Consider the following 22516-nt stretch of genomic DNA (forward strand, 5'->3'; position numbering starts at 1 on the left):
TTGACGCAAGCGCCGGCGTTCGGCGCGAAGATCGGGATATGGCAATGTTGATTCCTTCTCGGGCGTGAACGGCCCCACACGGGCGCGTGCGCATTCGCCATTCATGAGACGACCGATTGAAACCATGGATTTCCCCGGCGCGCTGCGAACCGGGGGAGCGGGTGCCCGTGCCTGGGCGACCTGGATCGAACGCTTCGCAGCACACCCCGAGAGGAGCAACGCAATGAATAATCGTTTTGAACGCACCGGTCCCCTGACCGAAATTTCCAGCTATCCGCAGTGGGCGCAGGACATGGTAGGCGCCTGCGAGGAGACCAAGCAGAGCGTCATCCGCCACGAGCTGTGGGACCTGATGCGAGAGGTCAAGCTCGGCCGGCAGGGCACCCGCGACTTCATGGCAGGCATCTGGCCGGTGATCGAGCGCTTCCCCGCCTACATGGCGCGCAACCTGCTCAAGACCCAGTACGGGCGCAGTCCCGGCGACAACATGGCCAGGCGCTGGCTGGTGCGCAACATCCGCGTGGAGCAGAACCACGCCGACCACTGGCTCAACTGGTCCGAGGGTGCCGGCGTGCCGCGCTGGGACGTGCTCTACGGCGAGCGCGCGCAGGGCACCCAGGTCCTGGCCGACTGGTGCGAGGAGGTCAGCGAGCATGACAGCCTGGCCGCCGGCATCGTGGCGACCAACTATGCGGTCGAAGGCGCCACCGGCGAGTGGTCGCAGCTGATCTACGACAGCGCCACCTATGCCCAGAGCATGCCTTCGGACAAGCGCGTGCAGAGCCTGCGCTGGTTGCAGTTGCACGCCGCCTATGACGACACCCACCCCTGGGAGGCGCTGGAGATCGTCTGTACCCTCAAGGGAACGGCCCCGGCTGCCGATGAAGTGGACCACCTGACCGAGTGCGTCAAGCGCAGTTACGTCGGCATGCGGATCCTTGCCGATCGCTGCATCGGCCGGGCGCGCGTTTACGGAACCGTGAACGAGGCAGCGGCTTGATGGCGCATGAAAGTTGAACAATCACCCGTAGAATTGCGCGGGTCAGCCACAGGATAAGGGACCAGATGCCTGCTGCCGTGCCCAGCTTGTCCTCACTGCCCCGGCGTCTGTTGCCGTTGGCATGGGGACTTGCGGCCGTCATCGGCTTGATTCTGGCCTTTACCTGGGGTGCGTTGCAGGTCCAGGTTGCTCTCGCCGGGTTCCTCAACGGCGAGAGCATCTGGTCGAAAGCGCAGAAACAGTCGGTCATCGACCTGCGCAACTATGCCGCCAGTGGCAGTCCGGCGGACCTTGCCGCCTACCGCCGCAACTACGACATCCTGCGCATCGATCGCTGGACGCGCGACGTGGTGGCCACCGGCGACTATGACCGCGCCGCCGTGGCCGACGCGCTGGTGCGGGTCAACACCATGCAGTCCGCCGTGCCCGGCGTGATCTTCATGCTCGACCATTTCGCCTCCGGGCCCTACATGAAGGAGGCGCTCGCGGCGTGGCGGTCGGTCGATCGCCAGGTTGCCGAACTGGACACGATCGCCCACGAATTGCAGGCGGCCCACGCGCGCGGCGCGATGGATCCGGCCAGCATCGCGCGCCAGCAGGCGCGCATCCGCGCGCTGAACGATTACATCGAACCCCGCGCCAAGGTGTTTTCGCAGGAAGTGGCCCACGGTGCGGTGTGGATGGGCCGGGTGCTGTACTCGACCATCTTCGGGGCCACCTGCCTGGCGACGTTGCTGTGGCTGTGGATGGCCAGGCGCGTGCTGGCCAACATGCGCGGCACCGAAGAGCGCTACCGGCTGCTGTTCGATCGGGCACCGGACGCGATCGTCATGGTGGACGAGCAGGGCGGCTGCATCCTGGATGCCAACCACAAGGCGGCCGAATGGACCGGGCGTGGGCAACAGGAACTCCTGGGCATGCCCTTCGCCGCGCTGTTCGAGCGTGGACAGCCGCACGGGGAGGGCATCACCCAGGGCGCGTTGCGCGGCGGCGGAGAATCCTCCCGGCCGGTGGAAACCCAGAGCAGCCTGGTGCGCTGGGGCGAACGCCAGGTGCGCCAGGCGATCGTCCGCGACATTTCCGAACGCATCAGCCTGGAGCAGGAGCGGCGCATTGCCGCCGAGGCGCTGGCCAGCATTGCCGAGGGCGTGATCATCGCCGATGCCGCGCGCCGGGTACTCTCGGTCAACGCGGCGCACGTAGCCATTACGGGGCTGTCGCTGCAGGAGATGCTGGGCCGCCGCTTCGACGAAACCCGCCGTCTGCCCGACGACAGTCCGCTGCCGCCGTCGGTATGGGAAACCCTGGAAGGGGGCGGCAACTGGCTCGGCGAGGTGCACAGCCAGCGTGCCGATGGCAGCGTCTATCCCGAGCTGCTCAGCATCAGCGTGATCCGCGACATGGACGAACGCGTGCAGCACTACGTCGCGGTGTTCACCAATATCAGCACCACCAAGGCCAACCAGCGCCGGCTGGAGCACCTTGCCACCCATGACCCGTTGACCGGGCTGGCCAACCGCGCCGAGTTCGAGCGCCAATGCGCGCTCGCGCTCAACACGGCCGACCGCGAGCACGGCGCGGTGGCGGTGCTGTTCATCGACCTGGACGCCTTCAAGGTCGTCAACGACAGCTACAGCCACGCCATCGGCGACCGCCTGCTGGTGCACGTGGCCGAGCGCATCAGCCGCGACCTGGGCGAACACGACGTCGCCGGGCGCATCGGCGGCGACGAGTTCACCGTGCTGATCGGCAAACTGGTTTCGCGCGAACAGGCCAGCACGCTGGCGCAACGGCTGCTGGCCGTGCTGGGCGAACCGATGAAGGTGGGCGAGTACGAAGTGGCGCTGAGCGCCAGTATCGGCATCGCCGGCTATCCGCTCGACGGCAGCGATCCGGTCACCCTGATCGCCAACGCCGACGCCGCCATGTACGCGGCCAAGACGCAGGAACGCAACACCTACCGTTTCTACTCGCCGATGATGCAGGCCGATGCGCGCAAGCGCCTGGCGCTGGCGGCGGAATTGCGCCAGGCGCTGGCGCGTGGCGAGTTCCGGCTGGTCTACCAGCCGAGCGTGGATCTGCGCAACGGCAAAGTGGTCGCGGTCGAGGCGCTGCTGCGCTGGCGTCATCCGGCACGCGGCGACGTGTCGCCGGCCGAATTCATCCCGATGGCCGAGAAGCTGGGCCTGATCCGCCACGTCGACGATTGGGTGCTGCAGGCCGTGGCCCGGCAGATGCGCCAATGGGATGCGGAGGGCATGCCGCCGATCCGCGTCGCGGTGAATATTTCCGCCGGCTCTTATGGTGCGCCGCATTTCGTCGAGGACGTGCGTCGCTGGCTGGTCGCCGAGCAGGTCGCGCCGCAGCGCCTGCTGCTGGAGATCACCGAGGGCGCGATCCTGCGCCTGGGCGACGAGATGGAGCGCACCATGAACGCGCTGCATGCGTTGGGCGTGGGCGTGGCGATCGACGACTTCGGTACCGGCTATTCCTCGATGGCCTATCTGAAATTGCCGGCGATCGCCTTCCTCAAGATCGACAAGAGCTTCGTCGACGGATTGCCGGGCAGTTCACACGACGCGGCCATCGTCGAGGCGATGCTGGCCCTGTCCAAGCGGCTGGGTCTGTGCGCCATTGCCGAAGGCATCGAGACCGAGGCGCAGCACGAGTTCCTGCTGCGCGCCGGTTGCACCGAAGGCCAGGGCTACCTCTATGCGCGCGCGCTGGAGGTGCAGGAGATCGAGCGTATGCTGCGCCCCGGCCACCGCCCTGGTTCGGCCAAGCTGCGGCTCGTGCCCCCCGCGCACTGATTGTGCGTTCCCGTAGGTGGGCTTCAGCCCACCGGCTCCGATGCACGTAAGAGCGGTGGGCCGAAGCCCACCCTGGGGCATCGGTGAGCGGCGCCATGGCCGCCGGCGATCACCCGTCAGCGCAGGCGCACTTGGACCATCTGCTGCTGCGGCCGGTAGAGCGTCGGCAGCCATTGCTTCAGGTGCGCCACCTTGGGCGCGTCGTTGAAGACGATGTAGGTGTTGTCCGGATGCTGCGCGGCAAAATTCTGGTGGTAGCCCTCGGCCGCGTAGAACGCTTTCAGCGGCACGACCTGGGTGACGATCGGCGCAGCGAAGGCATGCGCCGCGGTGAGCTGGGCGATGTAGGCATCGGCCACCCGTTGCTGCTGGGGCGTGGCGTAGAAAACCACCGAGCGGTACTGGTTGCCCACGTCCGGTCCCTGGCGGTCGAGTTGGGTGGGATCGTGCGCGACCGAGAAGAACACCTTCAGCAGCTGCCCGTAGCTGACCTTGGCCGGGTCGTAGATCACCTTGACCGATTCGGCATGTCCGGTATCGCCGTCGCTGACCTGCTCGTAAGTGGCGGTGTCGGCGGCCCCGCCGCTGTAACCGGACCAGGCCTCGCGCACGCCGCGAACGTGGTCGAACACCGCCTCGACACCCCAGAAACAGCCGCCTGCAAACACCGCGATCTGCTCGCCGGGTCGGGACGGTGCGGGATCCAGGCGTGGATCGGGTAGATGAGCGGCATCGGCCGATGCCGAACCGGGAACGCTGCAGCCGGCCAGCATGGCGCCGGCCAGGGAGATCAGGGCAATCCATCGAGCTGGCATGGCAACACCTCGCAACGGGTCAGGGGAAGCTACGGATGCATGCCGGGAACGGATGCGCGTGGCTTACCGGTTGTTCGCTGGAGGGGGCGCCGTGGTTACAGGTTGTGCCCGTGAAGCGTCGCCCACGAGTGGGCCCCTGCACGGAGGTCCTCAGGACACGTGTATTTCCACGTCGCCCAGGCTCACGGTCTGCCCCGCGTGGATCTTGCAGGTCTTGCGCAGTTCCTGCTGTCCATCTACATGGACCTGACCACTGGCCACCAGCATCTTGCCGGCGCCGCCGCTGTCGCATAGCCCCACGAGTTTCAGCAGCTGGTTGAGCTCGACGTGGTCCCGGTCGAGCTGAAAGGTAAGCGTTTGCATGGATGGCGTGCGACTGGCTGGGGCGGGCAGTGTAATGGGGAGCGCACGCGACGAGGGCGCCGCGATCGCGACGCCCTCGTATGGAGCCAGGCTCGACGCCTCAGTGGTAGTAGCTGCTGATGCGGTTGGTGAACGTGGTATCGGCGAAGTCCGGCCAGTTGTCCTGATCGAAACCCGGTGCGTCCTTCAGGCGTTCCTTGGGAACATCAAGCACCAGGCAATGGTTCTCGGTGTCCAGGCGCATCGCGTTCCACGGCACCGCGAACAACTTGTTGCCCATGCCCAAGACGCCGCCGAAGGTCAGCACGGCGTACTGGATGGTGCCGCTGGCGGTGTCGATCATGAGGTCCTTGATCTCGCCCAGATCCTCGCCGGAGGCGTTGCGAACGTTCTCGCCACTGAGCGTGCTCGAGGCGAGCACGGGGCCGGTGCCCATGCCTGCGCGGGTAGTGTTGGTCGAGTTCATGCCGGTCGATTGAATGGTCATGGGGGACCTCCTGGGCAGTGGGGGAAATCGTCGTCGTTGCGACAGTTTCCAGCCTGCCTCAAGCGCCGTGACGCGAGGGGCAAGCGACTGTAAACATCCTCTCAGGCCACTCTTCAGCGCGCGTCGACACGTGCCTGCAAAGCCATGGCGGCCGCGGGGTTGCGTTCCTTGGCGCTGCTGATGAAGAAGATGAACACTTCCCGCAGTGCAGCGTCTGGTTGCAACGAACCGGCGTGCGGCAGCTCGGTCAGGTCCTTGCCCTGCGCCCAGCCGCGTGCGTGTTCGGCCCATGTGTCCAGCGCCGAGGCAGGATAGCCGTCCGGCTCATCGGCGGCGCTGCGCATCAGCCGCGCGTAGACGAAATCGCCGGTGAGGTCGGCGAACGAGGGGTAGCGCGTCGCATCCGTGAACACGGTGGGCACGCCATGCGCACGGGCGAGCTCGACATAGCGTTCGCAGGCAAAGCTGCGGTGGCGCACCTCCAGCACGTGGCGCAGCGGCCGGCCGTCGAGTTCGCGGGGCAGCGCGTCGAGGAAGCCGGCGATGTCGTCCTCGTCGAACGGCCGCGAGGGGCCAAGCTGCCAGTTGATCGGCCCGAGGCGATCGCCCATTTCCGCGATGCCGCCGTACACGAACGCCTCGATGCCTTTGCCGGCCCCGGCGAGCTTTTTGCTTTCGACCACGTAACGCGGCGCCTTGAGCGCGAACACGAAGCCTTCGGGCGTCTCAGCCGCCCACTTTGCGTAGGTGGCCGGCTTCTGCGCGCCGTAGAACGTGCCGTTGATCTCGATCGCGCGGAGCTGGCGGCTGGCGTATTCCAGCTCGCGCCGCTGCACCAGCCCCGCAGGGTAGAAGTTGTTGCGCCAGGGCGCGAAGGTCCAGCCGCCAATGCCGACGCGGATGGGCCCAGCGGGCGATGCGGTGCGGGACGGTGTCATGGGGTGCTCCTTCGGCGGACGCCCATCCTGGCATGCCACCGTGGCCAGGCATGTGAGCGTCGTGACTTGCGGCACGCGCAGGTGTTCATGGGCCGGCGTATCTGTGCGGGGCTTCCTCCCCCGCGCTACAAGGATCGAGCATGTCCCGTGTGACCGGTAGTGTGCTGGCCGCCTTCCTCGTCTGTGGCCTGGTTCCGTTTCCGCTTCGAGCCGCATCGTCGCAGCCACCCGAAATTTTCGCCCCGGGCATCATTTCCGGTCCGGCCGCCGAAGACTCGGCGGCGTTTGCGCCCGACGGGCAAACCGTTTTCTTCGATCGCATCCGCTGGCCCAACGCCGCGATCCTGGTGTCGCACCGGACCGCGACGGGCTGGTCGACGCCCGAGGTCGCACCGTTTTCCGGCCGCTGGCTGGACCACGATCCGGCGATGTCGCCGGACGGCTCGTTCCTGGTCTTCACCTCCAACCGTCCCGATCGACCGGGCGGCAAGGCGCTGGATGCAGTGATGGCCAACGGCAAGGTCGCGCCGGGTTCCGGCGGGCATCTGTGGCGGGTCGACCGGAAGGGCAATGGCTGGGGCGAGCCGGTGCGCTTGCCCGATGCGGTCAACGCCAGCAGCCGGACCTACGCGCCGAGCGTGGTCGCGGACGGCAGCGTGTATTTCCAGGCGCCGGGCGCGGACGGCGATTTCCGGCTCTATCGGTCGCAGTACCGAGGCGGGAATTACCAGGCCCCGGTGGAGGTGCGGTTGGGTGACGAGGCAGCGCACAAGCTCGACCCGGCCGTCGCGCCGGACGAATCGTTCATCGTGTTCGACGCCAACTACGCCAACTACGCCGACAAGGATCAGCCCGACCGGCTCCAGATCGCCTTCCGCGAAGGCGACCATTGGGGCACGCCGGTCGACCTGGGCAACGAGGTGAACAAGGGCTCGCCCTGGGGTTCGCACCTGGGGCCGGACCACCGCACGCTGTATTTCTCCAGCACGCGCGGCGTACCCGTGCATTACCCGCGCAGCGAGGCACAGGGCCACCGCGACGTGGCGCGCATGGATGCCTGGGACAACGGCCTGGACAACCTCTGGTCGATCTCCCTGGCGCCCTGGATCGAAGCCCATGCCCACGACGTCGAGCGGACGCGGCAGGCTGGCATCGTGCCGGTTTTGCCGCGATAGTGGGGCGTTCTCAAAGCGGAGCCCGTTCGATGACCCAGCCTGTTCTTTCCACCCGCCTGGCGGTCGCCTGCGCCCTGTTGATCGCGACCACCGGAGCGCTGGCGCAGACGCCGGCGCAGCGGCCGCTGCCGCCACCGGTGTCCACCGGCGACACCGCGCGACCGATGCTGCCTGCGCAACTGGCCGACTTCGGTGCCTACGTGGACAGCGCGCGCAAGACCTTCGACGTGCCGGGCATTGCCGTGGCCATCGTCAAGGACGGCCACGTCGTGATGGAGCAGGGCTTTGGCCTGCGCGAGCTGGGCAAGACCGACAAGGTGGATGCGAACACGCTATTCGCGATCGCCTCCAACACCAAGGCCTTCACCGCCGCCGCGCTGCAGCAGCTGGCCGAGCAGGGCAAGCTGGACATGGATGACCGGGTGATCGAACACCTTCCGTGGTTCCGCATGTCCGATGCCTACGTCACGCACGAGATGCGCATCCGTGACCTGCTGGCGCATCGCAGCGGTCTGTCGCTGGGTGCCGGCGACCTGCTGTACTGGCCGCCGACCAACTACACGACGAAGGACGTCGTCGAGCGCCTGGCCAAGGTGCCGATCAAGAACGGCTTCCGCGCCGGCTACGCCTACGACAACATCCTGTTCGCGGTGGCCACGCTGGTGATCGAGCAGGCCTCCGGCCAGAGCTACGCCGACTACGTGCGCGACCACATTTTCAAGCCGGTCGGCATGGACCAGTCGCTGATCGACAAGACCTACCTCATGTCCGGCATGGACGTGGCCACCGGCCATGCCAAGGCCGACTTCAAAGATCTGAAGCCCGTGCCGCCGATGGCCTGGCTCAACGACCCGGGCGCCGGCGGCATCTATTCCAGCGTGCACGACCTGGCCAAGTGGATGAACGTGCAGCTTGCCGGGGGCGAGCTGCCCACGACGGGCGCCGACGGCAAGCCCAAGCGGCTGTTCTCGGAGGACAGCCAGCGCCAGATGTGGTCGATGCTCACGCCGATCGAGATCCACAAGGCGCAGGTGCCCGAGCTCGCCTCGCTGACGCCCAACTTCTTCGGTTACGGCGAGAGCTGGTTCCTGTCCGACTACCAGGGCAGAAAGCTGGTCTGGCACACCGGTGGCTGGCCGGGCATGGTCTCGCGCGTGACGCTGGTGCCTGAGCTCAAGCTGGGCGTGGTGGTGCTGACCAACGCCGAGTCGGGTGCGGCCTTCAATGCGGTGACCTATCGCGTGCTCGACGCTTACCTCAACGCTGGCAAGAAGACCGACTGGGTAGCCGTCTACGACAAGGCGGTGAAAAAAGCACAGGCCAAGGCCGACGACAGCATGGCCAAGCACGAGGCCGCGCGCGACAAGGACAGCAAGCCGTCGTTGCCGTTGGCCGATTACGCCGGCACCTACCGCGATCCGTGGTACGGCGACGTCATCGTCAGTCGCGAGGGCGGCAAGCTGCGCATGCGCTTCAGCCACACGCCGCAGCTGGTCGGCACGATGACGCCCTGGCAGCACGACACCTTCACCGTGCGCTGGGACGACCGCACGCTCAACGCCGATGCCTTCGTGACCTTCGCGCTGGACGAGGACGGTCACGTGCGCGAGGCACGCATGGAACCGATCTCGCCGCTGACCGATTTCAGCTTCGACTTCCAGGACTTGCGCCTGGCGCCGGTGGCGAAGGACGGCAAGGGATCGGACGATTGACCTCCAGGGGCCGGGCAACCGGCCCCTGTCTTTGGTTCACCGCGGACCCGTTTTGCAGGAGCGTCCCTCGGGCGCGACCGCCAAGCCTGGAAGCGCCGTGATGATTTGGCATTCCGGTCGCGACCAAGGGCGCTCCTGCAAGGGGATCGCGCATTTTCCCGTTAACCTGCGACGGATCGCCTTTTCGGAGCGCTTGCCATGTCGAACCCCATCCGCGGCGCACTGGCGCTGCTGTTCACCGGCCTGCTTGCATCCGGCGCCTGCGCGCGCGAGGCGGCACCGGTCACCCACCAGTTCTTCCAGGTCAACCTGCCGGCGTCGGCGGGCAAGCCGACGACCGGGCGGTTGCTGTTGTTCGCCACCGAGGCGAAAGCCGCCAGGGCCGCCGCCAAGGACGGCAAGGTCACCGAAGTGGAGAGCAGCCCGTTCGCGCCAAAGGACACCGCTGTCGCCGCGCGCGAGGTCGAACGCCTGGCGCCCGGTGGCGGAGTGCTGCTGGACGCGGACGACCAGGCCTTTCCGTCGGCGTTTTCGAAGCTGCCGCCGGGCGACTACCTCGTGCAGGCCGTGCTGGATACCCAGCACGACTACAACTACCACGGGCGCAACGGTGGCGATCTGGTGAGTCCGGTGATGGAAGTCCACCTGCCCAGCGCTGCAGCGCCGGCGCTGGCGCTCACCGGAACCCTGCCCGCGCCCGCGCTGTGGGATCTCCCCACGCGCTACATGAGCGAGACGACGAAGAAGCACCTGGCGCAGGCACGCGAGCAGGTGCAGCCGATCGATTTCGTCAGCCCGGCGCTGAGTGCGTTCTGGGGGCGGTCGATCCACATGCGTGGCTGGGTAGTGCTGCCGCCGGGTTACGACACGTCGGGCAAGACCACGTACCCGACCGTGTTCCAGACCCACGGCTACGGCGGCGACCTGCACACGCAGGCCGGTACCGCGGCGATGGTGTTCGGCGCGATGGCCGAGAAGCAGCTGCCGCCGATGATCTGGGTGGTACTGGACGAATCCAGTGCGACGGGCACCCACGAGTTCGCCGACTCGGTCAACAACGGCCCGTGGGGCCAGGCGCTGACCACCGAGCTGATCCCGTCACTGGAAGGCAGATACCGCATGGATGCGCGCCCCTCGGGCCGCTTCCTCACCGGCCATTCCTCCGGCGGCTGGGCCACGTTGTGGCTGCAGACGCGCTATCCGAAGGTGTTCGGCGGCACCTGGTCGACTTCGCCCGATCCGAGCGACTTCCACGACTTCACCGGCGTCGACCTGTACGCCCCGCATGCCAACGTCTACCACCGCGCCGACGGCGCCGCGTACCCGCTGGTGCGCGACGAGGGCAAGGTGCTGGCCACCTACGAGACCTTCGCGAGGCTGGAGCGCGTGCTGGGCCCCTACGGCGGCCAGATGGCCTCGTTCGAATGGGTGTTCTCGCCGCGCGGCACGGATGGCCGCCCGGTGCCGATGTTCGATCGCGACACCGGCGCGGTGGACCCGGCGGTGGTTGACTACTGGAGCGAGCACTACGACATCGCACGTCGCCTGAAGGCGCACTGGCCCGAGCTCAAGGGCGACCTGGACGGCAAGATCCACCTGGTCGTCGGCACCGCGGACACGTTCTACCTCGATGGCGCCGCGCACAGGCTCAAGGCCGTGCTCGACGGCCTGGGCGCGAAGTCGGACTTCCACTTCCTGCCCGGTCGCACGCACATGGACCTTTACACCCAAGGCAAGGACCACCAGGGCCTGCTCAAGCAGATGGCCTGGGAGATGTACGCCGTGGCGCGGCCGCAGTCCGAGCTCAAGCGCGTCGCCGTGAATCCATAGCTGGCGCGATCTGCTCCCTCTCCCGTCCGGGGAGAGGGAGCTGGGATTTATCCCGCCCAGGGGTCGTAGCTGCCGAACCACCACAGGTGGCCTTCCGGGTCTCGGCAGCCATAGCCGGCCCCGCCGTAATTCTTCTCCGCATACTCGTCCACGATCTCGGCACCGGCCGCCACGCCCGCCCAATCGACGCGCGCAAGCCCATGCACCCTGGCCACCACGGCGCGGAAGCGCAGCAGCCGCGCGTACTCCTTCGGACCGTAACCGACCTGCCGACGGAACAGCAGCGCCAGCCGCCGCTCGGATACCCCGACCTCTCGCACCAGCCAGCCGATGCGTACCGCCTGCGGCGTCCGCTCAAGCCAGGCCAGCGCGTGGGCGACGCAGGACTCGAGCCGTGACAGGCGCATGCGCCCCTGCAGCCATCGTTCCAGTATGGCCAAACGGTCACTTGCATCGGCCGTTTCCAGCAGGCGCTGGCGCAGTGCGGTCGCATCGCTACCGAACAGGCCGGCCAGGTCGACGTCGCAACCGGCGATCGCGCCCATGTCCTCGCCGGTAAATGCACCGGCGCCGCCCGGGCGGAACACCACGCCCATCACGCGCACCTGCTCGGCGGTATCGATGATCTGGCTGTACAACTGCGGGCCACCCAGCACGCTGCCCGCGGAAGCCAGACAGCGGCGTTCGGCGTCGTCCGTGTAGACGCGCGTCTGGTCCTCGTGGAGGTTGATGATCAGCTGCGCGCCGGGCTGCGGCAGCACCCGCTCGAATTGGTGTGCGGCGGGCGGCATGTCCCAGTCCCACAGCTTTTCAACCAGGACGTCCAGCGGCGGGGCAGGCAGGCGCTGGTGGAATGCCATGACCGCCGCCCCCGCTCAGCCCGTTTCGCCCGGGTCGGGCAGGCGGTGGATGCGCATGTCTTGCGGTCGGATGAGCGACAAGCCCTCGCTGCGCAGCTGCTCCAGGATCGCCAGCAGCAGCTCGCTGCGCACGCCGCCGACTTCGCGGGGGCTGGGCACGTAGCCGGTGGCGACGAAGTGTATGCCCTGCGCGTCCACGTGCTCCAGCTGCACGCTGGTCGCGGGCGTGTCGAGGATCGTCGGATGGCCGAGGAACGCGTCCAGGATGATCTGGCGCGCGCGCCTGGCATTGGTGTCCAGGGGCATCGGCAACTTGATCTGCACGCGCCCCTGCGCATTGGCGAGGGTCACGTTGCGCACGTTCTGCGTGATCAGCTGCGAGTTGGGCACGATGACCGTCGAGCGGTCCCACATCTGGATCTCGGTGGCGCGCACGTTGATGCGGCGGATGTCGCCCTCGACGTCGGCCAGGCTCACCCAGTCGCCGACCTTCACCGGCCGCTCGGCCAGCAGGATCAGGCCGGAGATGAAGTTCTGCACGATCGCCTGCAGGCCAAAGCCGATACCCACGGACAGCGCGCTGGCGATCCAGGCGATGCTCTGCAGGCTCACGTTGAGCGCGGCCAGCGCCAGCGCGAACACCAGCACGCCGCCAACGTAGCCGAGCAGGGTCACCACCGAGTTCTGCATGCCCGGTTCGAGCGTGGTCTTGGGCAGCAGCTGGTCGCCTAGCCATCGCTTGAGCACGCGCACCGCAATCAACCCCAGGACGAACACCGCCAGTGCCTCGAACACCGTGCTGGGGTCGATGGTGAGCTGGCCCAGGGTGAGGTTGCCGAAGCGCTGGCCCATCCGCGCGGCGAGCTCTTGCGGGTCGGTACCGAAGGGCGCCAGCAGCGCACCGATGGCCAGCAGCAGGATCAGTACGCGGCTGATGCCCGAGAGCACGGTGGCAGCCTGTTCCAGCGTGCGGGGTGGCAGCCCGAAGGCCGCCTGCAGCCGCTGTCCGCTGCGGCCGTTCGGGGCGAGCAGGGTGGCGATCAGGTCGTGCACCAGGTGCAACAGCAGGTAGAGCGAGCCGATCAGCACGCCGATCCACAGCATCTGCGTCGCCAGGAAGAACGCCAGCGCGATGTAGCCCAGCGCCACGGCGATCCAGCTCAGCATCACGCCCAGCGCAGCCGCTCCGGCAAGCAGTCCGACCCACAGCGGTCGCTGCGCCGGTGCAGTGCCGGAGGCGAGCAGGGCGCGCCGGGCCTGGCCCAGCCGCAGCAGGGCGGCGCCGACCAGGCCGCTGACCACCAGCGCGATCACGCCACGCGTGGCCACGGTCGCCGGGAGGCTGGCGCCGATCGTGCTGTTGATCCGTTCGACCACGCTCAGCAGCAGGGTCGCGGCGGCCAGCAGGCCGGGGAACAGGCGCAACCGGCGGGCCGCGGCGTTGGACAGCGTCGGCAGGCGCCAGGATGGATGTCGTACCGCGAGCAGCGCCCGCCCGAGTCCGGCGACAAAGGCCGCGAAGCTCACGCGCCGCACCAGCGAAAGGGCCAGTTCATCCAGACCCGGGTCGAGCGTGTCGTTCCAGTCCAGCCCCAGCCGTACCAGCTGGGCGGCCAGTCCGAACACCAGAACGGCGCCGAGCGCGATGCCGAACGCGGTGGCGCTGCGGCGCAGGTGGCTGTCGGGCATCACGCGAGCGGCAAGAAAGATCAGGAAGCGCTCGAGCAGGAGCCAGCCGGTGACGAGCAACAGCAGTGCTGCGCTCAGGCAGAACAGGAGCGGCAGGCGGTTGGGCGGTTGCCAGGCGTCCTGCCATGCATCGGCGACGTGCGCCCTGAGTCGCTTCAGTCGCGCCAGGTCGTCCGGCAGCGAGCGCGCAGGCTCGGACCAGAACGCGCCGCTCAACGGCGTCGCGGTGCGCGAGGCGAGCTGCGCCTGGAACTGGTCGCGGCGCAGGCCGGACACCTGGGCGGCCAGTTGCATGCCTTCCTCGCCCAGCAGCTGCGCCTGCTTGATCTGCGCATCCAGACTCGTCTTGGACTTGTCCAGCTGCCGGCGCTGCGCGGCCACCTCGGCCGCTTCGGGTGGCGCACCCTTGGCGGGGGTGGGACCGAGCACGGCCAGCCGCGCATCGAGGCTGGCCATCTGCGGCGCCAGCGTCGCGGCCAGTTGCTCGGCCTGGTCCTGCACGGACAGCGCGGTGGTGCGCAGAGCGGCCAACGCGCGGTCGTCCGGCTTCTTCTTGAGTTCGGACTTGATCGAATCGAGCTGGTCGCGCAGGGCATCCAGCGCCTGCGCCGGCGAGACCGCGGGCGTCGTGGCGCTGGCCGGGGTGTCCTGCGCATGGAGCGCGGGAAGGGCGGTCAACAGCAGGCAGAGCAGGAGACGTCGGAGAAGAGGCATCCGGCCATGATCCGGTGGCGTCCGCAGGCGGTCAATCGGAAGCCGCGCGGCCGCGGTTGCGTCGAATGCACATCCAACGAAGCCTTGCCCGTCGTTTCACGCTGCGCTGCGCAGCATGCCCCTCCCAACCAGCACAGGGTGGCATCGCATGGCGGCAAAGGCAGGTTCGAAACGCGCGGGCGATCCGGGCCAAAAGGTGATCGGCATCGGCGGGCGAGCGCGTCGGGGGGCGGACGGCCGGCATCTGCCGCCGGGCGAGGGCGCGCCTCGCGCCACGCTCCCGACGATGCATGCGTCGGCGCGTCGGCGCAGCGTGGCGTCCGATGCCAGGAGACCGCGCAAGAACAAGCAGACGCGCCTGCTTGGCGGGCGCCTGGCCGCGGCGATTCGTACCGCGCGTTTGCGCGCCGGGCGGGCGGCCGAGGAGTTCGGGTTGAGGCGTTAGTTGTTCGCTTCGGCGCGCTTGGGCGAGGCTTCCCCCACCCGCGCGTGACACATTTCCCGGCGAGCGAGGGCTCGATGACCCGCCGCGCGGCTCGATCCGTTCCCCGGAGTGGGGAGAAAGCCCGAAGGGCCCATGGGAAGCGTTGCGCGGAACCGCCGATAACGCCTCAAATCGGCCGCAAGCCGGTATACGAACGACCGCTTCAGGCTCTAGAGTGCGCGCCGCGGCTCCAGGCCGCGCTCCCCGGACCCCACCCGATGCAGACCCGCGCCGAACCCGTCGCCGCCGCCTTGCCCGCGGAGCCGCGCACCGCCTTTGCCGTGCTCGGCGCCATCAGCTTCTCGCACCTGCTCAACGACATGATCCAGTCGCTGATCGTGGCGATCTATCCGATCCTCAAGAGCGGTTTCGCGCTGAGCTTCGGCCAGGTCGGCCTGATCACGCTGACCTACCAGCTCACCGCCTCGCTGCTGCAGCCGCTGGTGGGCGTGGCGAGTGACCGGCGGCCGATGCCGTATTCGCTGCCGGTAGGCATGGGCTTCACCCTGTGCGGCCTGTTGTTGCTCGCCGTGGCGCCCAACTTCCCCATGCTGCTCGCCGCCGCCGCCCTCGTGGGTACCGGCTCGTCCGTGTTTCATCCGGAAGCCTCGCGGGTGGCGCGGATGGCTTCGGGTGGCCGGCACGGGCTGGCACAATCGTTGTTCCAGGTCGGCGGCAACACCGGCTCCTCGCTGGGGCCGTTGCTGGCGGCCTGGGTCATCGTGCCCCACGGGCGCGGCAGCGTGGCCTGGTTCTCGCTGGCGGCACTGCTGGCCATTGTCGTGCTGCTGCGCGTGAGTGGCTGGTACCGCGTCCACCATGCCAGCCGGAATGGCAGTCGCCGGCACCATGCGCTGGTGCTGCCTTCGCGCAATCGCGTGGTGCTCTCGCTGCTGATCCTGGGCTTGCTGATCTTCTCCAAGTACTTCTACCTGGCGAGCCTTTCCAGCTATTACACCTTCTACCTGATCCACCGTTTCGGCGTGTCGGTGCAGAGCGCGCAGACGCACCTGTTCGTGTTCCTTGCTGCGGTAGCCGCCGGCTCGCTGATCGGCGGCCCGGTGGGCGACCGCATCGGGCGCAAGTCGGTGATCTGGATCTCGATCCTGGGCGTGGCGCCGTTCTCGCTGCTGCTGCCGCACGCGAGCCTGTTCTGGACGGGGGTACTCAGCGTGGTGATCGGACTGGTGCTGTCCTCGGCGTTCTCGGCGATCCTGGTCTATGCGCAGGAACTGCTGCCCGGGCGCGTGGGCATGGTTTCGGGACTGTTCTTCGGGTTCGCCTTCGGCATGGGCGGCATCGGCGCGGCGGTGCTGGGCCAGCTGGCCGACGTGCACGGCATCGAGTACGTCTACCGCCTGTGCGCGTTCCTGCCACTGATGGGCCTGATCACCGTGTTCCTGCCGGAGCTGGACCGGCCGAAGCCGCGGGACACGCAGCGCGGAGGTCTTCCGGCGCGCTAGGATGATGGCATCCGCGCACCGCGCGAACATAAGAACGAGGGAATCCATGCGCTCCAGCAACCCGGTACTGCGCGAGAACACCTTCCAGGGCCTGTTCGCCGAAGGCGATCGCATGACGCTGAACGGCACCGTGGCCAAGACCGGCCTGCTGCTCCTGCTGGCGGTGGTCACCGGTGGCTGGACCTGGCACCGCTTCGACACTCTGGTGGCGGCGGGCGACGTCGCCGCGGCCTTCGCGGCCATCGCGCCCTTCATGTGGGGCGGGTTGATCGTCGGCTTCGTGCTGGCACTTGCCAGCACCTTCCTGCGCCAGTGGTCGGGCATCACCGCGCCACTTTACGCGATCGCCGAGGGCTTCGCGCTCGGCGGCATCTCGGCCTTCATGGAGCTGCGCTATCCCGGCATCGTGCTGCAGGCGGTGATGCTGACCGCGGGCGTGCTGGCGGTGATGCTGGTGCTCTACCGCACGCGGGTGATCAAGGTCACCGACCGGTTCCGCACGGGCGTGGTCGCGGCGACCGGTGCGATCGTGCTGCTCTACCTGGTGGACATCGGGCTGCGCGCGTTCACCAGCATCCAGGTGCCTTTCATCCACGAATCGGGCCTGCTGGGCATCGGCTTCAGCCTGCTGGTGGTCGGCCTGGCGGCGCTCAACCTGACGCTGGACTTCGACCTGATCGAGCGCGGCACGCAGGCGGGCGCGCCCAAGTACATGGAGTGGTACGGCGCGTTTGCGCTGATGGTGACCCTGGTGTGGCTGTACCTGGAGATCCTGCGGTTGCTGTCCAAGGCGCGCCGGTAAACGTGCGCCATAGGCAACAAAAAGGCCACGCATTGCGTGGCCTTTTGTTTTCCGTGGAAGACCGCCTCAAACGACGACAGGCTCTGGCTCCAGCCGTACGCCGAATGTCGCCTCGACACCCGCGATGACTTTCTGCGCCAGTGTCCAGAGTTCGGCGCCGCTGGCGTGGCCGTGGTTGACCAGCACCAGGGCGTGGCGGTTGGAGATCCCGGCGTCGCCGTCGCGGCAACCCTTGAAGCCCGCCGCTTCGATCAACCAGGCGGCGGAGAGCTTCCAGCGACCGTCGCTGCCGGGCCAGGCGACCAGTTCCGAATGCTCGTGCTTGAGCGATTCGCCCAGCGCGGCCTCGACGACCGGATTCTTGAAGAAGCTGCCAGCATTTCCGATCACGGCGGGGTCGGGCAGCTTGCGGGTGCGCAGGTGCACCACCGCTTCGGCCACGTGGAACGGCGCGGGCTTGTCCACGCCCATGCGGGCCAACTCCTCGCGGATGCCGGCGTAGTCGAGCCGCAGGGCGTGCGCGCGCCGCAAAGCGAAGCGCACGGCGGTGACGATGTAGCGGCCGGGCTCGCGCTTGAACAGCGAATTGCGGTAGGCGAAGGCACAGGAGGCGTTGTCGAGCGAGACGACACGGCGCTCGTCGAGGTCCCAGGCCTCCACGCTCTCGATGAACTCGGCAACCTCGGTGCCGTAGGCGCCGATGTTCTGGATCGGCGCGGCGCCGACCGTGCCCGGGATCAGGATGAGGTTTTCCAGGCCTGCGAAACCCTGGCCCAGCGTCCACCGCACGAAGTCGTCCCAGCGCTCGCCGGCGGCGACCGCGATGCGCGCGACCTCGCCGTCCTGTTCGACCTGCACGCCGCGGGTGGCCATGGCGATGACCGTGCCGTCGAAATCCTTAGTGAGCAGCAGGTTGCTGCCTTCGCCCAGCACCAGCAGCGGGCCGTTTCGCACGGCCGGGAAATCCAGCAGTTCGGGCAGCTTGGCGGCGTCGCGGACCTCGGCCAGCAGCCGCGCGTGAGCTGCCACGCGCAGCGTGTTGCGCGTGACCAGCGGCGCGTTCTCGATCAGCGTGTAGCCGCCCATGTCGACGCGCTCAGCCGGCATGGAATGCTCCATGCTGGCGACGGATTTCATCGACACACTCGGCGACCAGGCGCGGACCGCGGTAGATCAGTCCCGAGTAGACCTGCACGAGATTTGCGCCGGCCTCGAGCTTCTCCACCGCGTCGCTGCCATCGAGGATGCCGCCGACGCCGACGATCGGCACGCCCGGGCCCAGCCGGGCCCGCATGCCGCGCAGCACTTCGGTCGAGCGGGCAAACAGCGGCTTGCCGGAGAGGCCACCCGCCTCCTGCCCGTGCGGATCGCCCGCCACCGCGCTGTGGTCGATCGTGGTGTTGGTGCAGATCACGCCGTCGATGCCGGCGGTGCGCAGTACTTCGGCCATGCCGTCGAGTTCGGCCTCGGCGAGATCGGGCGCGATCTTCAGGAGCATCGGCTTGCGCGCGCCGGACTGGCTGCCCAATCGCTCCTGCGCCTCGCGCAGCGTCTCGATGAAGCGCCGCAGCGTGGCCTCTTCCTGCAGGTCGCGCAGGCCCTGCGTGTTGGGCGAGGAAATATTGACCGTGATGTAGGTGGCGTGGCGGTACACGCGTTCGAGGCAAAACAGGTAGTCGTCGACCGCGCGTTCGTTGGGCGTGTCCTTGTTCTTGCCGATGTTGATGCCCAGCACGCCCCGGTAGCTGGACGCCTCCACGTTGCGCACCAGCGCATCGACGCCTTCGTTGTTGAACCCCAGCCGGTTGATGATCGCCTCGTGGGCGGGCAGCCGGAACATGCGTGGTTTCGGATTGCCCGGCTGCGGTCGCGGCGTGACCGTGCCGACCTCGAGGAAGCCGAAACCCAGCGCTCCCAGCTCGTCGATATGCGCGGCATTCTTGTCCAGCCCCGCCGCCAGTCCCACCGGATTGGGGAAACGGACGCCGAACGCGGTGACCGGCAGGTCTTCCGGTGCGTTGGCGACGAAGCGGCCAAGGTTGCTGCGGTGGGCCACGCCCAGCGCGTACAGGGTGAGACGGTGCGCGGTCTCGGCATCGAGCGCGAACAGCAGCGGGCGGACGTGGTCGTACATGGCTTATCCGTTGAGGCCCTGGCCACCGTCCACGCACAACGTCTGGCCGGTGATCCAGGAGGCGTAGGGGGAGGCGAGGAACAGGGCGGCGTGGGCGATTTCTTCCGGCGCGCCGAAGCGGCCGAACGGGATCTTCGCGAGCGTGGCCTGGTAGGTCTCGGGTTCTTCGTGGCGTCGACGGTCCCACAAGCCGTCCGGGAACTTGATGGAACCCGGGGCGATGGCGTTGACGCGGATGCGCTTCCCGGCCAGGGCCAGCGCCTGCGAGGTGGTGTACTGGCTGAGCGCCGCCTTCACCGCCGCGTAGGGCGCACCGTTGCGCCGCGGATGGAAGGCGGCGATGGAGCTGGTGTGGAGGATCGAGGCGTGCGGCGAGGCTTCCAGGTGGAGAAGGGCGGCGCGCGAGGTGCGCACGGCGGCCATCAGGTCGACTTCGAAGCCGCGGACCCAGCTGTCGTCGTCGTCGCTGAAACCGTAGCCGCTGGCGTTGTTGACCAGCACGTCGATGCCACCCAGCGTTTCGGCAGCACCGGCGACGTAGGTGGTGATGTCTTGCGCGTCGGAAAGGTCGCAGCGGGCCGCGTGCGTGGCGTGGCCAAAGGCGGCCAGCTCCTGCCGCGTCGCTTCCAGCGCCTGCTCGCCGCGGGCACAGATCGACACCGCCGCGCCGGCCTGGGCAAAACCCAGCGCGATGCTGCGGCCGATGCCCTTGCTGCCGCCGGCGACCAGCACGCGGTAGCCGGTGAAGTCGAAGGCACTGTCGCGCATGTCAGTGGAAGAGCGAGGCGCCGAAGCCGATCGACAGGCCCAGCACGATCGCGGCGATGGCAAACAGCAGCACGATGAAGCCGAAAGCCAACTGCACGTAGCCGAGCACCAGGCCGACGACCGCCAGGCCGTCGCCTTCGATCTGGCCCTGCGAGCGGCGGATCTCGCCACGCGCGAGGTGGCCGCAGACGACCGCCACGATCGCGCCGACCAGCGGCAGCACGCACCAGGAGGCGATGCCGGAAACCAGGCTCACCACGGCCATGGCGCTGGTGGTGCGTTGGACGGGAGGCAGTGCGTTCATGGCGTCGGTCCTCGCTGTTGTGCCGGCTTGACGGTAAGACCGCCGGCGTTTTCCCGCAAAAGCGGGAATCCATTGTGCTCTGGAACCCAAAGTAGCGAAGGTGGATTCCCGCTTTCGCGGGGATGACATCCGTTCCCGGGCCCGGCCCGCTGGTGGGCGAAGGTTGCTGTCAAACCTTTTCCCCCCGGCAGGGCCAGGGGGAAGGTGACCTTTTACACCGTGAACTTGATGCCCTGCGCCAGCGGCAACGCGTCGGAGTAGTTGATGGTGTTGGTCTGGCGACGCATGTAGGCCTTCCATGCATCGGAGCCCGATTCGCGACCGCCGCCGGTTTCCTTCTCGCCGCCGAAGGCGCCGCCGATCTCGGCGCCGGAGGTACCGATGTTGACGTTGGCGATGCCGCAATCCGAGCCGGCCGACGACAGGAACTGTTCGCCCGCGCGCAGGTTGTTGGTGAAGATCGCCGAGGACAGGCCCTGCGGCACGTCGTTCTGCATCTCGATGGCCTCGTCGAGCGTCTTGAACGGCATCACGTAGAGGATCGGCGCGAAGGTCTCGGTCTGCACCACCTCGTCGGAATTCTTCACCCCGGTGATGATGGTCGGCAGCACGAAGTTGCCCTTGCGGTCGGTCAGCGCTGCACCGCCGGTACGCACGGTACCGCCGGCGGCCTTGGCCTTCTCGATCGCGGCCAGGTAACCCTGCACGGCTTCGGGGCTGTTGAGCGGTCCCATCAGCGTGGTGGCTTGGGTCGGGTCGCCGATCTTGCCCTCGACCTGCTTGTACGCGCCGACCAGCGTGTCCAGCACGTTGTCGAAGATCGCCTCGTGCACGAACAGGCGGCGCGTGGTCGTGCAGCGCTGGCCGGCAGTGCCGACGGCGCCGAACACGATGCCCGGGATCGCCAGCTTCAGGTCCGCGCTCTCGTCCAGGATGATCGCGTTGTTGCCGCCGAGCTCAAGCAGCGAACGGCCCAGGCGGCGCGCCACGCGCTCGCCGACCATGCGGCCGACCTTGGTCGAACCGGTGAAGCTGATCAGCGGGATGCGCTTGTCGTCGACGAACGCCTGCGACAGCTCGGTGCCGGCGTCGTTGAACAGGAAGAAGATGTCCGGGAAGCCGCCGGCCTTCAGCGCCTCGTTGCAGATCTTCATCGTGGCGACCGCCGAGAGCGGGGTCTTGGGCGAGGGCTTCCAGATGCAGACGTCGCCGCAGATGGCAGCCAGCATGGCGTTCCAGGCCCACACGGCGACCGGGAAGTTGAACGCGCTGATGATGCCGACCAGGCCCAGCGGCTGGTACTGCTCGTACATGCGGTGGCCGGGGCGCTCCGAATGCATGGTGTAGCCGTGCAGCATGCGGCTCTGGCCGACCGCGAAGTCGGCGATGTCGATCATTTCCTGCACTTCGCCGTCGCCCTCGGGCTTGATCTTGCCCATCTCCAGGGCGACCAGCGAACCCAGCGCATCCTTGTGCTTGCGCAGCGCCTCGCCACACAGGCGAACGGCCTCGCCACGCTGCGGCGCCGGCGTGGTGCGCCAGACCTTGAAGGCATCCTGCGCGCGCTTGACGATGGTCTCGTAGTCGGCCGCGCTGGAGGCGTGCACGCTGGCGATCACCTCGCCCGTGGCCGGATTCAGCGGCTTGAGCGTGCCGGCGTCGGTTGTCTTGGCCCATTCGCCATTGCCGAGGTAGGTGCCGGACTGCGAATCGCCCAGGCCGAGCGCCTTGAGAATATCGTGGGACATGCGTGACTCCTTGTGGTCGGGCGACGTGGGGGCGCCGGACTATTGCGAAACGGCCATTCTAGCAGGGTGGGTCCGGGGGCTCCCTTGGGCGGATTCGCTGTAGCAGCGCGCGCGTGCGCGACTGCCGTGCGTCCCGGTCGCGCCCCGGTTCGCTCCTACAAAAGCGAGGCGGTGTGTCCGGGCCTCCGCGGGTTGGAGTTCCGATCACGGGAATCGCGCCGCACGGCCATCCATGCCAGAATCCGCGCCTCGCCCCCGTAGCTCAGTTGGATAGAGCGTCCCCCTCCTAAGGGGAAGGTCGTACGTTCGAATCGTATCGGGGGCGCCATTCCAAGGCCGGCATCGCCGGCCTTTTTTTTCGCGTCCGAAACGGGCCATGACGCCCGCGCCCAAGTCCCGTAGAAACGCACCTGGTGGGGC

General features: G+C 67.9%; 17 protein-coding genes, 1 tRNA gene and 2 pseudogenes. 8 read left to right on the forward strand and 12 right to left on the reverse strand.

All coding sequences use genetic code 11. The annotated features are described in order from the left end of the window. Nucleotides 1-223 precede the first annotated feature (223 nt). Together LQ772_RS07570 and LQ772_RS07575 are read left to right on the forward strand one after the other, a co-directional pair. A complete protein-coding gene (locus LQ772_RS07570; RefSeq protein WP_231325437.1) occupies nucleotides 224-1000 on the forward strand; it encodes an iron-containing redox enzyme family protein in 777 nt (258 codons plus the stop codon). A 77-nt stretch (nucleotides 1001-1077) separates the two neighbouring features. Next, the gene (locus LQ772_RS07575) at nucleotides 1078-3810 is read left to right on the forward strand and encodes a putative bifunctional diguanylate cyclase/phosphodiesterase (RefSeq protein WP_338029243.1); all 2733 of its coding nucleotides are present in this window, start codon (nucleotides 1078-1080) and stop codon (nucleotides 3808-3810) included. A 116-nt stretch (nucleotides 3811-3926) separates the two neighbouring features. Here LQ772_RS07575 and msrA read toward each other — a convergent pair whose 3' ends face one another. The 4 genes from msrA to LQ772_RS07595 form a co-directional block, all read right to left on the reverse strand. Beyond that, nucleotides 3927-4625 carry a peptide-methionine (S)-S-oxide reductase MsrA gene (gene msrA, locus LQ772_RS07580; RefSeq protein WP_231325441.1) on the reverse strand — a complete coding sequence of 233 codons (699 nt, stop codon included), beginning with the start codon at nucleotides 4623-4625 and terminating at the stop codon, nucleotides 3927-3929. 150 nt (nucleotides 4626-4775) lie between these two features. Beyond that, nucleotides 4776-4988, reverse strand: a complete 213-nt coding sequence (locus LQ772_RS07585) for an RNA-binding S4 domain-containing protein (protein WP_231325443.1) — start codon at nucleotides 4986-4988, stop codon at nucleotides 4776-4778. A gap of 100 nt (nucleotides 4989-5088) precedes the next feature. After that, a complete protein-coding gene (locus tag LQ772_RS07590) occupies nucleotides 5089-5475 on the reverse strand; it encodes a PRC-barrel domain-containing protein (RefSeq protein WP_231325445.1) in 387 nt (128 codons plus the stop codon). A gap of 113 nt (nucleotides 5476-5588) precedes the next feature. Then, complete coding sequence (locus LQ772_RS07595) at nucleotides 5589-6413, reverse strand: DUF72 domain-containing protein (protein WP_231325447.1); 825 nt, start codon at nucleotides 6411-6413, stop codon at nucleotides 5589-5591. Between the two features lie 140 nt (nucleotides 6414-6553). Between LQ772_RS07595 and LQ772_RS07600 the strand changes: the two genes are divergently transcribed. From LQ772_RS07600 to LQ772_RS07610, 3 genes are all read left to right on the forward strand, one after another. Beyond that, nucleotides 6554-7588 carry a TolB-like translocation protein gene (locus tag LQ772_RS07600; RefSeq protein WP_231325449.1) on the forward strand — a complete coding sequence of 345 codons (1035 nt, stop codon included), beginning with the start codon at nucleotides 6554-6556 and terminating at the stop codon, nucleotides 7586-7588. Between the two features lie 29 nt (nucleotides 7589-7617). Further along, the gene (locus LQ772_RS07605; RefSeq protein ID WP_231325451.1) at nucleotides 7618-9300 is read left to right on the forward strand and encodes a serine hydrolase; all 1683 of its coding nucleotides are present in this window, start codon (nucleotides 7618-7620) and stop codon (nucleotides 9298-9300) included. 198 nt (nucleotides 9301-9498) lie between these two features. Then, nucleotides 9499-11130, forward strand: coding sequence for an alpha/beta hydrolase (locus LQ772_RS07610; RefSeq protein WP_231325453.1), 1632 nt, complete (start codon nucleotides 9499-9501; stop codon nucleotides 11128-11130). Nucleotides 11131-11177: 47 nt separating this feature from the next. Here the strand turns inward: LQ772_RS07610 and LQ772_RS07615 are convergent. The 3 genes and pseudogenes from LQ772_RS07615 to LQ772_RS07620 form a co-directional block, all read right to left on the reverse strand. Beyond that, a pseudogene (locus LQ772_RS07615) lies at nucleotides 11178-11300 on the reverse strand (VOC family protein); the annotation flags it as partial. 417 nt (nucleotides 11301-11717) lie between these two features. Continuing rightward, nucleotides 11718-11990 (reverse strand): annotated as a pseudogene (locus LQ772_RS17380) (helix-turn-helix domain-containing protein); the annotation flags it as partial. A gap of 15 nt (nucleotides 11991-12005) precedes the next feature. Further along, nucleotides 12006-14393: a DUF3772 domain-containing protein gene (locus tag LQ772_RS07620; protein WP_231325455.1), complete on the reverse strand. Its 2388-nt coding sequence runs from the start codon at nucleotides 14391-14393 to the stop codon at nucleotides 12006-12008. 702 nt (nucleotides 14394-15095) lie between these two features. Here LQ772_RS07620 and LQ772_RS07625 point away from each other — a divergent pair. Next, the gene (locus LQ772_RS07625; protein ID WP_231325457.1) at nucleotides 15096-16340 is read left to right on the forward strand and encodes an MFS transporter; all 1245 of its coding nucleotides are present in this window, start codon (nucleotides 15096-15098) and stop codon (nucleotides 16338-16340) included. 46 nt (nucleotides 16341-16386) lie between these two features. Further along, nucleotides 16387-17142, forward strand: coding sequence for a Bax inhibitor-1/YccA family protein (locus LQ772_RS07630; RefSeq protein ID WP_231325459.1), 756 nt, complete (start codon nucleotides 16387-16389; stop codon nucleotides 17140-17142). Between the two features lie 66 nt (nucleotides 17143-17208). Here the strand turns inward: LQ772_RS07630 and murB are convergent, their stop codons facing one another. The 5 genes from murB to amaB all read right to left on the reverse strand — a co-directional run bounded on the left by murB (nucleotide 17209) and on the right by amaB (nucleotide 22096). Then, a complete protein-coding gene (murB, locus tag LQ772_RS07635; protein WP_231325965.1) occupies nucleotides 17209-18228 on the reverse strand; it encodes a UDP-N-acetylmuramate dehydrogenase in 1020 nt (339 codons plus the stop codon). 10 nt (nucleotides 18229-18238) lie between these two features. Then, complete coding sequence (locus LQ772_RS07640) at nucleotides 18239-19276, reverse strand: quinone-dependent dihydroorotate dehydrogenase (RefSeq protein ID WP_231325460.1); 1038 nt, start codon at nucleotides 19274-19276, stop codon at nucleotides 18239-18241. Between the two features lie 3 nt (nucleotides 19277-19279). After that, complete coding sequence (locus LQ772_RS07645; RefSeq protein ID WP_231325462.1) at nucleotides 19280-20044, reverse strand: SDR family NAD(P)-dependent oxidoreductase; 765 nt, start codon at nucleotides 20042-20044, stop codon at nucleotides 19280-19282. Nucleotide 20045: 1 nt separating this feature from the next. After that, nucleotides 20046-20348, reverse strand: coding sequence for a DUF4190 domain-containing protein (locus LQ772_RS07650; protein ID WP_231325463.1), 303 nt, complete (start codon nucleotides 20346-20348; stop codon nucleotides 20046-20048). A gap of 212 nt (nucleotides 20349-20560) precedes the next feature. Continuing rightward, entirely contained in the window at nucleotides 20561-22096 is a 1536-nt protein-coding gene (amaB, locus tag LQ772_RS07655) for an L-piperidine-6-carboxylate dehydrogenase (RefSeq protein WP_231325465.1), read from the reverse strand. Between the two features lie 251 nt (nucleotides 22097-22347). On the opposite strand from amaB, the gene LQ772_RS07660 reads away from it, so the two are divergent. Continuing rightward, a tRNA-Arg gene (locus LQ772_RS07660) sits at nucleotides 22348-22424 on the forward strand. The last annotated feature ends 92 nt before the right edge of the window (nucleotides 22425-22516 follow it).

Source organism: Frateuria edaphi (genome assembly GCF_021117405.1).
In the GTDB taxonomy this organism is placed as follows: domain Bacteria; phylum Pseudomonadota; class Gammaproteobacteria; order Xanthomonadales; family Rhodanobacteraceae; genus Frateuria_A; species Frateuria_A edaphi.